Source organism: Streptococcus oralis subsp. dentisani (assembly GCF_002096335.1).
Classification (GTDB): domain Bacteria; phylum Bacillota; class Bacilli; order Lactobacillales; family Streptococcaceae; genus Streptococcus; species Streptococcus oralis_Z.
In genome coordinates this window covers 57,519-72,286 of record NZ_NCUW01000025.1, presented here as the reverse complement: position 1 = coordinate 72,286, position 14,768 = coordinate 57,519, and the positions used below count along the sequence as shown (strand labels likewise).

Genomic DNA, 14,768 nt, shown 5'->3' with positions numbered 1-14,768 from the left:
ACAGTCATGTTTTCCACTTGACCCAGAGTATCGTAGGTGTAGCTATGGACTAGGGTTTCGCCATCCTGCTTGATGGTTTCCTTGGCGATATAGCCTCCATCATCATACTCATAGCCGTAGCTGGAGATGAGCTTGTCCTGCTTGTCCATGTGGCGAAGTTCGGTGAGACGGTGAGCCTTGTCATAGGTCAAGAAGCTCTTGGTCCCATCTCCTCGATTAACTTCCGTCAGATCCCCTGCTGGGTTGTAGCTATAGCTGGTCTTTTGTCCCTTGACATCGGTCACAGAAGTCAGGCGATCCAGTTCATCGTAAGTGTAAGAGACTGTGCTACCATCTGGGTAAATCATCTTCGAGATATTGCCATAAGCATCATACTCGTACTGGATCAGGCTTCCATCTCCCTGACGAACACCCGTGATCTCGCCTTCTTCGTTGGTCGCGTACTGACTAGTTCCTGTCAGGTCACTCATAGACACCCGACGGCCATCCGCATCATAGGTATAGAGGACTTGACCCTCTTGCTTTTCAGAGTACTCCACCTTGAGTAGTTGATCCAGCTTGTTATAGTCGTAGCTGATGGTTTTCCCATCGGACTTGGTTACTTTTTCGAGCTGGTTATTGACATTGTAGGTATAGGTTTCCTTGTCTCCGAGACTAGTCAAGCGCTCCACTAGATTGGAAAGCTGGTCATAGCTGTAGCTTGTGACCTTGCCATTTCCATTCGTGACCGAAGTGACATTGCCCACACTGTCGTAGGTATAGCTAGAGGTGGAAGCCTTCTCTCCACTTCCTTGTGTCGCTGTAAGCAACTGATCCTTTAGGTCATAGGTATAGGTCTTGACACGCTTGCTTCCAGATGTGACACTAGTGAGGTTGCCATTGGCATCATAGGTCATGCTTGCGACGCCACCAGCCTCATCTGTGATCTTCGTGAGATGGTTATCGTGGTCATAGCTATAATTGGTCCATTGGCCTGCCGCATCGCTTTCTGAGGTGAGGCGATTGAGGCCATCATAGGTTCGCTTGGTTACTTGACCGAGAGGATTCGTCTCCTCAAGGAGATTGCCATTCGGGTCATAGGTATAGGTCGTCTCGCGTTTGCCATTGATGGTTCGTTTGGTCACCTGACCGACTGGATCATAGCTTGATTCTACCGTTCGACCGGTTGGCGTTTTGATCGTTTTTAGTTGATCAAGGGTCGTATAGTCAAAGGTGGTTGTAGCACCGGACGGCTTGGTCAGTTTGGCTAGATTCCCCGCTTCATCATAGCTATACTTGGTTTCAAGGTCAAGGGCGTTCTTAGCCGTTAAGAGACGGCCCACCTTGTCATAGCTATAGTGATTGCTTCGATCGGATTGGTCTGTCTCTTTCACCAAGTTCCCAGACACATCATAGCTATAGGTTTTCGATAGACCTTGTGGACCTGTTTGCTTGGTGAGACGGCCCAAGGCATCATAGGCGTAGGTGTATGCTGCCTCATTTGGCAGAGTGCGTTTGGTCACACGGCCATAAAGGTCATTGACATAGTTGGTGCTATGACCGTTGGCATCTGTTTCCTTTGCCAAACTACCTGTAGCGTCATAGGCATACTGAGTCTCTCCACCTGTTGGACGTTTCTTACTGCTGACACGGTTCATACCGTCATAGCTGTAGGTCGTTGTATGACCTTCGCCACTTGTTTCACTCAAGCGATTGCCCAAGGCATCATAGGTGAAGGTTTGCTTGCTTCCTGTCGGAGCTACTGTTTCAATGATTCGTCCTAATGGGTCGTACTTAAAGGCTGTCGCTTGACCATTTGGATCTGTATAGAGTACCAATTTCTTATTGGCATCATACCCATAGCTACTTGAATGGCCATTGGCATCGGTCATTTTAGATAGGTTGCCAAGGACATCATATTCGTAAGTAGAGGTATTGCCATCAGCATCCGACTCTGTCACTACTCGGTTGAGGGCATCGTAGCTATACTTGGTTTCACGTTTCAGATGATCGACGGTCTTGAGCAGATTGCCATTTTGATCATAGTGATAGGTTTTGGTCTTTCCTTCTTGGTCGGTTGAACTTGCGACATTGCCCATGACATCATAGGTAAAGGTTTCACTGGTCTTATCTGCGTAGACCACCTTCGTCAGTTGGTTGTCACTATTATAGCTGTATTGAGTAACCTCACCCAAGCTGTTTGTTAAAGTGAGACGATTTCCTGCCTTATCGTAGGTGTAGGTCTCATTGAGATCCTGATTATCTTTTTTGTTCACTACACGGTTGGCGGCATCGTAGCTATACTCCGTCACCAAGCCACTAGAATGCGTCTGCTTGATGAGACGATCAAGGGCATCGTATTCTTGCTTTACAGTAGTTCCGTCTGGAAGAGTCACTTCCTCCAGTTGAGCCGTTGAGGTATAGGTCATCTTCGTGACATGACCATTGGCATCGGTGACCTGAATCGGATAGCCCAGTTCATTATAGGTGTACTGAGTCTTGCCACCCAAGGCATCTGTCAACTCTGTCAACTGTTCCATTTGGTTATAGGCCATCGTGGTTTTATTGCCTAAACCATCTGTAATACTGGAAACTTGATTTTGACCTGTATAGGTCGTGCTAGCAGTATAACCTGCCGCATCTGTTAGGCTATTTTGATTGCCATTGGCATCATAGGTCATGCTTGTGCGGTGACCCAAGGCATTGGTCGTTGCGATTAGGCGCCCTGCCTTGCTGTATTCATAAGTCGTTTCTTTTCCAAGGGCATCTGTCATGGACAGGATATTCCCCATCGCATCCAACACATATGAAACACTGCTACCATCTGGGTAGGTAATACCAGTCACATTTCCCGCCGCATCATAGGTATAGCTAGTAGTCTTCTTCCCTTTGGTTTCGCTGAGTTTATTACCAACACTGTCATAGGTGTAGGTCACTGTTTGCCCTGCTTCATCGGTGTAAGATAGCACACGACCCATGATATCATAAGTAGTCTCTGCCTTTGTACCGATTGGGTAAGAGACTGACGTTAGTTTTCCTGCAGCGTCATAAGTGTTTTGAGTAACTTGCCCCAGAGCATCTGTGATGGTTTTAACGGCATTGTTTCTATCATCATAAGTCAAGCTACTGCTATTGCCTGCTTCATTGGTTCGAGTGATAATTCGACCCAGTGCATCACGAGTAACGGTAGTCGTTTGACCTGAAGCATTGGTTTCTGTTAGGAAACGACCTTTGCTATCATATGTATAGCTTGTGGTTCGACCTTCTGCATCGGTAACGGAAAGCTGATTCCCAACACCATCATAAGTGTAGCTATAGTTCCCTCCTTCTCCATTCGAAGCACCGACTTTACGGCCGAAACCATCATAGGTGAAGGTAGTCGTGTTACCATTGCCTTCTGTCACAGCTGTCACTTGACCTGCCTTGTCAAAAGTATGACTAGTTCCAACACCATCAGCATCTTTTTCGCTCAGCTTGCGACCTTCTGCATCATAGGTAAAGGTTTTTGCCCCACCGAGAGGATTCGTAATGCTAGTGACTTGATTGTGTGCATTGTAGGTAAAGGTTGATACGCCTCCTAAAGGATTGGTAATGCTTACCAGATTCGCACCTTGATAGGCAAAGGAAGTTGTGTGGCCAGCTGCATCTGTCGTAGATAAGATACGCCCTTGCTGATCGACAGTATAAGCAATCTTAGACCCATCTGGCAATGTCGTCTGAATTAGATTGCCATTTGCATCATAACTATGGGCAGTCGATGCACCACTAAAATCAGTGAGAGACAGAAGATGGTTCTTCTCATCATAGCTAGAAGTTTTTACTGCACCGTCAAAACGCGTTTCTGTCAAGGTATTACCATTGCTGTCATAAGTGTAGCGAGTTGTTTGCCCCGCTTCATTCGTCACGCTTGACAGACGGTTGTTGTCATCATACGTTTTTGAGACACTAGTTCCATCGGCATAGCGAATGCCCGTTGTACGATATTGCTCATCGTAAGTATATACGGTTTGATTGCCATTTCCATCGGTAGTGATCGTCTGACCTTCACTATAAGAAAGAGTTGAAACAGCACCTGCACCATCTGTTTGCTTGGTGACACGATTTTCCTCATCATACTCGTTTTGGATAACCTTGGTCCCATTTCCATCATACCAGGCTGTCATACGTCCCTTATCGTCATATTCATAACGAGTAGGAACTCCCGTCGCATCTGTATAGGTAATCAAATGACCATTCGTGTCGTATTCATAGGTCAAAGTTGAACCATTTGGGATTTGAATCGCACCTATATAGCCCTCTGAGTTATAGGTGATACTATAAACCAAGCCTGTAGGGGATGTAATCTTGGTCAGCTGATAATTTTCATTATAATCAAAGTTTGTTTTATTGCCTTTTTCATCCGTCTGACTCGTTAAGAGGCCGTGATAGTTGAAAATTTTCTCTTGATGATTGTGATCAACAACTCGGTATTCCTTAACATCGTAGTCTTCTTTTTCGTCTCCGCCAAAGTCACCTTTCTTCGTTTCAACTGTTTTTACCTCGAGAGTCAGATCATAACCGCTTGGAGAACGATATTTATCACCATCTTTCGTAAACTTAAGAATAGAGCCATCTGTACGAGTATAGTAAAGATTTTGGTCTTCATCGCTCGATAACTGCTCATTAAAGGCAAATGACCAACCACGACCAAAGAGACTATTGATACCTGCTGCTTTAGAGTTATAGGCGCGAGTAATTTCGAACTTGCCGTCAACATCTGTGATAGAAACATCTGTTCGATCTAGGTAGAAATTCCCCGTGTTTAGATTGATAGGTTCAAATCCAAACTCACAGTGAAGACCTCGACCCATTAAAAGCCTGTCTATTTCTGCCTTGGTATTAGATGTTAATGCTGGTGGATTATAAGGTTTATCAGCATTCTTTCTTGGATTGCGAATAAAAAGGGTATTATTTTGTACAACCATCATATCTTGGATACGATTATCGTAAGCAAGTTGATTCAGTGGTACTCCATAGTAAGCCGCAATCTTTGGAAGGGTATCAAACTGGGTAACTTTGTAAATCAAGAAAGTATCGCTTGATTTTTTACCGCTGGTCTGACCATCCTTTTTACTCTCTGCGTCAATCGTATAAACCTTGTTTAGTTCAGGTTCTGTGAAAGGCACCTGGGTCTGCCAGTTTGAGAGCTTGTCTTTATATTTAGTTGTTCCTTTTTCAAAGGCTGCATCAAAGGAACTACTATCAGGGTATTTGTAAGAAAAACTTGCAGAACTTTGACCCTTGTAGTCTTTCGCAGTGTCACTAAGGTTATAATCAACCTGAGCACCCGGTGTTGTCAGACCATCCGCAAAGACTCCCTGAAATTGCAGTTTTCCTTTCTTATCTGTTTTCACCATAGTACGAAGATTGATGGTAGTGTTCCCAATTGGATAATTGACATCAACCGGATCTGGAACAGACCAATTAATCGTCAAACTCGGAGCCTTGTCTGGGGTAAACCCAATCTGTCCTGCATTATCTGCAGTAGCTTCAGTTGTATAGAAGGCACCGCCATCTGAACCTTCGTCGGTTGCAGCTACAACTAGACCGTAGTTTGGTTCCAAACCTTGAACCCATGCATTTACAGTCTCACGGATATCAAAGTTATGCATCCCTATCTTCTTACCACTGGTCGCATTCTTTCCTGCAATTTCCATATCAAGACCCACAGAAGTATCCCACGTGAGGGTATTGATATCAAAATCTTGTTTCAAACGGTATGCCGCAAACTGGGTTGATTGAGAATCTGGAGCAGTGTATTCATAAATATTTAGACTTGCACTATCGATACGCGCTTCTTTAGGAATACTCTTTTGAAAATCGTAGTTAATCTTAAAGTACATCCTTGCGCGACCGATATCACGAACACCTGGAATACCAGCCATCCCCATCATCTCAGCTGTCATATACCCAACATATCCATAGGCATAACCTTGGTACTGACCATGTACGGATGAAGTCACAACATCAAGGATTTTTTCTCTTGGAACCGTTACAGTTGGGTCGATCCGAACAGGATACTTACGGTCTGAGGCAGACAACCACTCTTTACTAGCTGTGACTGTCACTTCATGACGCCCATCTCCTTTTTTCAAGCCAAGAGTTAAAGCATTACTAGTAGCACCAGCACTATCCACCATCATTGGGGCAGTTAGTACAAATAGGATCTTCGCTTTGCCCTTTTCGCGAACAAGGATTTGATTGTCTTTCAAAGAAACATCATACTTAGATGCATCTAAACCATAAGTAAAGGAGTTCTTCCCACCCCACTCTGCTAAGATAATCTCTTCTTTAACACCATTAGACTGTACCGTATATTGCACATCTGTTTTGCCATCAACGTTATTGTATAAGATGGCATTCTTTTCTACAGTTGCCTGATCATACGTTTTATCAAGCGGATAGAGGGAAATTTTGTCATCCTTATGTGTAATATCAATAGGGGTTTCTTCTTTGACTTCGCTCGGAAGAACTACGCCTACTGGAGATTCTTTAGGTAGATAATAGTGTTTTCCATTGGCATGATAAGAATAGAGAGATAAGTCAACAGGAACTTCCACCCCTTCTTGGTCAATATAGGTTTTAATATCACTCCCAATATGCGTCACAAAGTGAGTTTCATCCACCCGAAACAGTTGTTCTTGCCCACTAACCGCTACTGGTTCTCCATATTGTTTCTTTAGTTCTGCCTCTGCCTTACTCTCTTCATTGACCACCTTTGGTTGTTGTAGGGCATCTCCACCATCTTTTGCTGGTTTTGAAGCATCAGAGCTCGTCGAATGTTCCGTATTCGCATTCTCAGAACCTACAGTCTGGCTACTCGCCTCTGTGACAGCTTTTTTATAAGCGGCCTCCGCCTGACCTTGCTTGATTGCATGGCTTATTTCTTCCGCATAAATAAGTGGGGTGTTAGAAATAAATAAACTCAGTAATAATAACCACTGTATGGTCTTACGAAGTCTTTTCATCATAATTCTCCTTTGTAAGATAAATAAAATAATAAAGTGTAAAAATTAAAATAAGAGCATCACCGATGGATAAAACGAAAGAACCTAATATTGGGAACCAAACAGCAATAGCTAAACAAAAGGCAACAAGAAGCATGGATACCAGAACAGGTAGTCGCAATTGATCTACCCTACTTTTAATTGGTAAAGCTTTGTAAATACTAACCAGACTATAGGATAAGATTACTTTAAGAAAAGTTTGTATAATTGTGGTAAAAGCCCAAATCGCAATCTTAGCATGATCATACTCCAAACTCGTATTATCGTATAAAACTTGACCCAAGCCTCCGATGAGAATGCCACATAAAATCGCACTAAACAAGTAAACCAGAATAGTGTGATTTAAACGTTTATCTGATCGATACTGCTTATAAAACCAGATCGCTATTGGAAAAATAAGAACCGTTCCTATCATTAAAAATAGTAGGCTGAGTAAGATCAGAATGAGTGATAAACTTTCCTCAACTACCACAGGGGAAATCGCACCTGTAAATAGAAGGCGTTGCCCCACTCCTAAAAACAGTAAGCCAGTAGCTAGTCTCCAAAATCTTGAGAGTCTTAATATTTTCATGATTTACTTGTCCTTTCTTTGACACTTTTTAAACGAGCAGTAACCACAAATCGTTGATCATTTCCAGCAACATCGCAGGTTGATAAGATTAAAAACCGATCTTTTTGGGGGTCAGTGGCTATCTGGCGATAGAATCCCCCATAGTCTGACGTTCTTATCTGTAATGTATCTAAATAATATCGGAGACCTTCTCGACTTCCTAATTCGAATGTATAAAAAAGATGATCATCTGTATAAGAATGGGCTGCCAGCACCTCATATTCAAAATGTTGAGTCAACGTGTCAATTTTGATGCTCTCATGTTCGTTAAAAAAAGCTGGCTTCGCAAAATAATCTAAAGACCCGAACATAGAATCATCTAGCATAGCATGCCCATAGATAATCGTGACAGGATCTTCAAATGTTTTTTTGTTAACCAGCTCTGTGAATATGGCTCCATAATAGGTCTCTTCACCATCTATATCGTGAGATAGATAATAAGTATCATCCCTTGAATGTTGAGCGACTGGATAATCAATTCGAGTCCCTTCGACTGTTAGCCAAGCAAAGACATCGGGATTCTGATGAAACCTCGTCTCTACTGCATTTTGGGAATGCTTCTCTACAGCTTTCTGTTCAAATCCATCCAAGATTTTTAGACCTAAAAATAAAACTGCAACCATTGCAATTAATGATAAACTAAACCTTAAAATTTTCATGTAACCTCTCCCATGTTATCATTATATCAGATCCCGATAGCCCTTGTAAATGCACTATCCTTTTAAATTATACTTTTATTAAGATATTTTGGTATCATATACATGTATATCGTTTCATTACCTGTTTGATATCTACTTTTTTAACAGAAAAGAGGAGCCCACTCCAAATAAGAATGGGCTCCTCTTTTAACGACTGTTTGAGCTGACTCTGACTTTTTGTCTAAACTCCCTTGTGATAGATGCCTCCTGAAACCTGCAAAACTCCAATTCTTACATTTCCTATGAAAAAATCAAGTTCCAAAATCGTTTTTAGTTTTTAATTGAGAAGAAACCCTAGATGTTTCCTAGTCTAGGAAGCCACAATGTGCGATTCCTTTCCCTTATTTCGCTACATATTTATCCGATTCCATGAAATCTTTCGTAATGATAGATTTCATAAATAAAAATATGATTCCAATGGCTGTTGGAGAAATTGCCTACCGCAATCTTAAAAAATAATAGTGTGAATATGGTGTAAAAAGTGGTGTGAATTTTGCTAAAAATTATCAAAAAAACACCCCTTGGTGGGAACCAAGAGGTGTTTGAAACGTTGATATAATCGTATTGATTAACGTTTACTAAATTGTGATGCTTTACGAGCTTTCTTAAGACCTGGTTTCTTACGCTCAACTTTACGTGAGTCACGAGTAAGAAGTCCTGCGCGTTTCAATGAATCACGGAAGTCTGGGTCTACTTGAAGAAGGGCACGAGCGATACCGTGACGGATAGCCCCTGCTTGACCAGCGTATCCACCACCTACAACGTTAACGAAAACGTCGTATGAACCTACAGTTGAAGTAACTGCGAATGGTTGGTTGATAACGAGACGAAGGTCAGCGTGTGGGATGTACTCTTCAACATCTTTTTTGTTAACAGTGATTTTACCAGTTCCTGGAACAAGGCGAACGCGTGCAACAGCGTTTTTACGACGTCCAGTACCTGCATATTGTGCTTGTGACATACTTTATTGTTCCTTTCCTTAGATAAGTCCTGAAATATCAAGAACTTCTGGTTGTTGTGCAGCGTGAGTGTGCTCAGCTCCAACAAATACTTTCAACTTCATACCTTGAGCGCGGCCAAGAGTATTGTGTGGAAGCATACCTTTAACTGATTTCTCGATCAAACGTACTGCATTTTTAGAACGAAGTTCACCAGCAGAGATTTGTTTCAATCCACCTGGGTGGTTTGAGTGAGTGTAGTAGATCTTATCAGATGCTTTTTTACCAGTCAATTTAACTTTTTCAGCATTGATAACGATTACGAAGTCACCTGTATCAGTGTGTGGTGTAAATGTTGGTTTGTTTTTTCCGCGAAGTACGCTAGCAACAACTGCCGAAAGGCGTCCAAGAGGTACATCAGTTGCGTCAACAACATACCATTTGCGTTCTACTTGGCCTGGTTTAGCCATGAATGTAGTTTTGTTCATGATTTCTCCTATATGAATATCGTTTTTGTTTACAGGGCGGATGTTCCGGTCCGCGGGGTATTTGAAAGGTTCCGGGGCCTTACAAATGGGGTAAACAATACCGTCTACTATCATACCAAATTTTACTACTAAAAGTCAATAGATATGAAAAATAATTTTCCCGATTTGACCTTTAAAATATCACAAAAACCTCGTGAAAACGAGGTTTCTATTGCTATTTGTAAGCCAAGGCACGTTTGAAGCTTTTCCATAGACCTAAGTCATCTGTTTGAAGGACAAGGCTGGCATACATACGCCCGATAAAGACTGTCGCAGTCACTGCAAAAACGACTGTAATCGCTAGGGAAATCCAAGCTTCCAGACCACTTGCATACCCATTTATAGCTCTAAATGGCATAAAGAAGGTCGAAATGAAGGGAATGTAGGAACCAATTTTCAAAACCAAATTATCCCCAGCAGCACCTAGAGAGGTCACTCCGACAAATCCGGCTATAATCAAAATCATCAATGGCGACAAGGCCTTGCCTGAATCCTCAGGCCTAGAAACCATGGAACCTAGAAAGGCTGCCAAAACAACATACATAAAGAGGCTCACTAAGACAAACAATAAAGTATTGAGCGAGAAGGCCTCTCCCAAGTGGTTTAAAATACCAGACTGGGCCAAGATAGGGAGGTCTTTGAAGAGAAGTAGCGCAGCAACTCCACCCACTACGTAAATCCCAACATGGGTCAAAATCACAAGAAGCAAGGCAATCATGCGAGCGTAGAAATAATGGCTAGCTCGAATACTAGAGAAGACCACTTCCATGATTTTGGTTCCCTTTTCACTAGCCACTTCCTGAGCAGTGACACTAGCATAGGTCATCAAAATCATATAAAGGAAGAAACCGAGACCTGCAGCCGCAATGGTTTGGACCATCTTTTTATTTTCTTTGGATTCGTCAATCTTCTCAGTAAAGTCAACAGTCTGAGCCAGGAGTTTTTCCTGTTCTTGAGACAAATTAGCTGCCGAGCGATTGAGTTGATATTGAAGTTCATTGAGTTTATTGGTTACTGCTAGCTTGATACCTGTTTCAAGAGAAGTTTCACCATGGTAAACGGCCTTGAGGACACTGTCCTCTTGATCAATAGTTAGATAACCCTTGATTTTCTCATCCTTGATAGCAACTTGGGCACTGGCTTCATCCTTATAATCAAAGTTAATACCATTGGTACCCTTGAGTCCCTCAGCTACAGATGGCACTGTTGTTACTACTGCTACCTTGCTAGTTTTAGCCATCGAAGAATTTTGGAGATAGCCGATTCCTACAGATAATCCTAAAAAGAGGAACGGCAAAATCACCATAAAGAAGAAACTCCACGACTTGACATGTCGAAGATAGGTTTCCTTCATTACAACCCACATATTTCTCATACTTCCACCCCTGATTCTAGTTTAAAGATTTCATCGATTGTTGGAGCTTGTTGGTCAAAGGTCGCGATGTATTGACCTTGAGTGAGGATTGGGAAGAGTTCTCTTCCAGCACTCTCATCATCTAAAATCAATTTCCAACTGCCTTGCTTGGTCAAGCTCACCTGTTTGACATGAGGAAGACTTTCCAATTCTTCCTTGCTTCGTTCACTTGAAACAAAGAGACGCGTTTTACCGTATTGATTGCGAACTTCTTGGACTGGTCCATGCAAGACCACACGCCCATCTCGAATCATGAGAATATCATCGCAAAGCTCCTCGACATTGGTCATGACATGGTCAGAAAAGATAATGGTCGCCCCACGCTCTTTTTCTTTTAAGATAACCTGCTTGAGCAACTCGGTATTGACTGGATCCAGACCACTAAAGGGCTCATCCAGGATAATCAAGTCTGGCTCATGGATGAGGGTGATAATCAACTGGATTTTCTGCTGATTTCCTTTTGAGAGGCTCTTGATTTTGTCAGTCAATTTCCCCTTAACTTCCAGTTTTTCCATCCATTGAGGGAGTTTTTCCTTGACCTCCTTAGCATCCATGCCTTTTAGAGTAGCCAGGTAGCGAACTTGCTCAAGAACTGTCAACTTGGGCATAAGACTGCGTTCCTCAGGCAGATAGCCAATCCGAGCGTAGGTCTCCTGACGAATCTCCTGCCCATCCAGACTGATTTCTCCTTGATAGTCCAAAAATTTCAACATACTGTGGAAAATCGTTGTTTTCCCAGCACCATTTTTCCCGACCAGTCCCAAAATTCGTCCTGGCCTTGCCTGAAAATCGACACCAAACAAGACTTGCTTGGAACCGAAACTTTTCTCTAGATTTCTTACTTCTAGCATTTTCCACCTCCGAAATATGTTGCACTTATTATACTCCTTTTTGATAGCCTTTACAAGAATTTATGTACATTTTTATCTTATTCATCCTTCCTTAAAAACTAAACTATCTAAGGTTTTTGAGTACCCAAGTGATAGACCAATTATAACCCAATAAAGTATAGCTGAGAGCTTTTACTCCCCAATTGTTCATTTTTGATCCTGAACTGTCTTCTTGAAACTAAAAATCCACCCCGAAGGATGGATTGATGAGTTAACGCACTTCTGCATGGACCTTTTCTTCGAGAGAAGTTTGGATTTTCTCCATATAGCGTGCGACTTCTTCGTCCGTCAAGCTATCTTCTGGATTTTGGAAGGTTAGGCTATAAGCCATAGACTTCATACCAAGTCCTAGTTTTTCGCCTGAGAAGACGTCGAAGAGTTTGATATCTGTCAAACGTTTCACGCCTGCAGCTTGGATCGCGTCTACAACTTCTTGATGAGTGATTTCTGCCTTGAGAAGAAGGGCAATATCACGGCTGACTGCTGGGAATTTCGTGATTTCCACAAATGGAGCAGCTGGTTGTAGAGCAGCTTCGATAGCTGAAAGGTTAAGCTCAGCTACATAAGTTTCTGGAATATCATAAGCCTTGGCAGTGACTGGATGTACTTGCCCGAGGAAACCAAGAACTTGGTCACCGAGTGAGATTACGGCTGTACGTCCTGGGTGAAGGCTAGCGATTTCAGCTGTAGCTGTATAGGTCACTTCTAGTCCCAAGCGAGCAAAGAGAGCTTCAAGGATTCCCTTAGCATAGAAGAAATCAACTGGAACCGCTGCTGTTTGGAAGTCTTTTTCTGCAACCAAACCTGTCAAAGCAAAGGCAAAGCTATTGATCTCATCTGGAAGGTCTTCTTTTGGATTTCCTGTTTGTTCAAATACTTTTCCAATCTCGTAAAGTGCCAAGTTTTTGTTCTTACGAGCTACATTGTAGGCCACTGTATCAAGGATACCTGAGACCATATTTTGACGGAGAACGGAGCGATCCACTGTCATAGGCCACATGAGTTCTGTCAGCTTACTTGGTTGAGCTGTGAACTCAACTGCTTTCTCAGGCGTTGTCAGAGCGTAGGTGATGATTTCTGTCAAACCTGCTCCTTCAGCGATAGTACGAACTTGACGGCGCAATTTTTGTGTCGCAGTCAATTCCCCTGCTGTACCGTCATCTTTTGGAAGACTAGTTGGCAAGCGGTCATAACCATAGATACGAGCTATTTCTTCAAAGAGGTCTGCTTCGATGGTGATATCCCAACGACGACGCGGTACGCTGACTGTAAAGCTTTCTGCATTTCCAGAAAGGCCAAATCCAAGACGACGGAAGACATCTTCCACATCCGCATATGAAAGCTCAGTTCCGAGGACTCGGTTGACGTCAGCAAGAGTTGAAGAAACTTCCACATCAGAAGTATCAAGTTCACCAGCTGAAACGATGCCTTTACGCACTGTCGCACCGGCAAGTTCGGCAATCATACTAGCTGCCGCATCAAGAGCTTCGTTAACAGTTGCCACATTAATTCCTTTTTCAAAGCGAGAAGACGATTCAGAACGAAGGTTCAGGCGACCACTGGTCTTACGGATAGATTTGCCATTGAAAACAGCTGCTTCAAGGACAACACGACTAGAGTTTTCAGAGATTTCTGTTGCTTGACCACCCATAACACCTGCAAGGGCTACTGGCTTGTCTGCGACAGTGATGACTAAGTCACTCACGTCCAAATCACGTTCTTCACCATCCAAGGTCACCAATTTTTCACCAGCACGCGCTTCACGCACACGAATGTCAGTGCCTTCAAAGGTATCCAAGTCAAAGGCATGCATAGGTTGACCAAAGTAAAGCAGGATGTAGTTGGTTACGTCTACGACATTGTTAATCGGACGGATTCCTTCGTTCATGAGAAGGTTTTGCAACCATTGTGGACTTGGTGCGATGGTCACATTATCCAAGATACGGGCAGCATAGTAAGGTGCCTTGTCTGTCTCAATGCTTACAGAAAGGGCATCTGCTGCAGTTTCATTGGTTTCTGTTAAACTGAATTCTTTAAAGTTGACTGCCTTGTCATAGATAGCTGCCACTTCATGAGCCACCCCACGCATAGATAGAGCATCTGCACGGTTTGGCGTGATAGAAAGTTCGATGATTTCATCATCCAAGTCTAGGTAAGAAAAGACTTCGTCCCCAGGAACAGCATCTTGAGGCAAGATTTGAATACCATCTGCAAATTCCTTTGGTACAACTGAGTCAGAAATCCCCAATTCACCAAGCGAACAGATCATCCCAAGTGACTCCAAGCCACGGATTTTTCCTTTTTTGATCTTGTAGTTGTCAGCGATACGAGCTCCTGGAAGAGCCACCATGACCTTGATACCAGCACGCACATTTGGAGCACCACAAACGATCTGACGGGCTTCTTCTTCGCCCACGTTAACCTGACAGACATGCAAGTGAGTTTCTGGCACATCTTCGCAAGACAAAACCTCACCGACGACAATTTTTGAGAGACCAGCAGCTGGTGATTCAACACCCTCTACCTCGATCCCTGTAGTTGACATTTTTTCAGCCAACTCTTGTGATGGCACATCAATGTCCACCAATTCTTTTAACCATTTATAAGATACAAGCATAATTTAGTTCTCCAGAATGACAGTTGCCACTCTAGTTCTTTTCCTTTCC

General features: G+C 42.9%; 8 protein-coding genes. All 8 read right to left on the bottom strand.

Features of this window, described 5'->3' with window-relative positions:
* On the bottom strand, window positions 1-6,989 hold a 6,989-nt coding region (locus tag B7709_RS01550; protein ID WP_239822487.1), incomplete at its 3' end, for a DNRLRE domain-containing protein.
* A complete protein-coding gene (locus tag B7709_RS01545) occupies window positions 6,970-7,596 on the bottom strand; it encodes a hypothetical protein (protein ID WP_084971115.1) in 627 nt (208 codons plus the stop codon). The genes B7709_RS01550 and B7709_RS01545, both read right to left, overlap by 20 nt.
* Window positions 7,593-8,294, bottom strand: a complete 702-nt coding sequence (locus B7709_RS01540; RefSeq protein ID WP_000698674.1) for a class B sortase — start codon at window positions 8,292-8,294, stop codon at window positions 7,593-7,595. Before B7709_RS01540 ends, B7709_RS01545 begins: the two co-directional genes overlap by 4 nt.
* 607 nt (window positions 8,295-8,901) lie before the next feature.
* A complete protein-coding gene (gene rpsI, locus B7709_RS01535; protein WP_000075969.1) occupies window positions 8,902-9,294 on the bottom strand; it encodes a 30S ribosomal protein S9 in 393 nt (130 codons plus the stop codon).
* A gap of 18 nt (window positions 9,295-9,312) precedes the next feature.
* On the bottom strand, window positions 9,313-9,759 hold the full coding sequence (gene rplM, locus B7709_RS01530; protein WP_061418105.1) for a 50S ribosomal protein L13: 447 nt from the start codon (window positions 9,757-9,759) through the stop codon (window positions 9,313-9,315).
* Between the two features lie 214 nt (window positions 9,760-9,973).
* Entirely contained in the window at window positions 9,974-11,173 is a 1,200-nt protein-coding gene (locus B7709_RS01525) for an ABC transporter permease (RefSeq protein WP_084971114.1), read from the bottom strand.
* On the bottom strand, window positions 11,170-12,063 hold the full coding sequence (locus B7709_RS01520) for an ABC transporter ATP-binding protein (protein ID WP_084971112.1): 894 nt from the start codon (window positions 12,061-12,063) through the stop codon (window positions 11,170-11,172). Before B7709_RS01520 ends, B7709_RS01525 begins: the two co-directional genes overlap by 4 nt.
* Window positions 12,064-12,313: 250 nt before the next feature.
* Window positions 12,314-14,719 carry a phenylalanine--tRNA ligase subunit beta gene (gene pheT / locus B7709_RS01515; RefSeq protein ID WP_084971110.1) on the bottom strand — a complete coding sequence of 802 codons (2,406 nt, stop codon included), beginning with the start codon at window positions 14,717-14,719 and terminating at the stop codon, window positions 12,314-12,316.
* Window positions 14,720-14,768 lie beyond the last annotated feature (49 nt).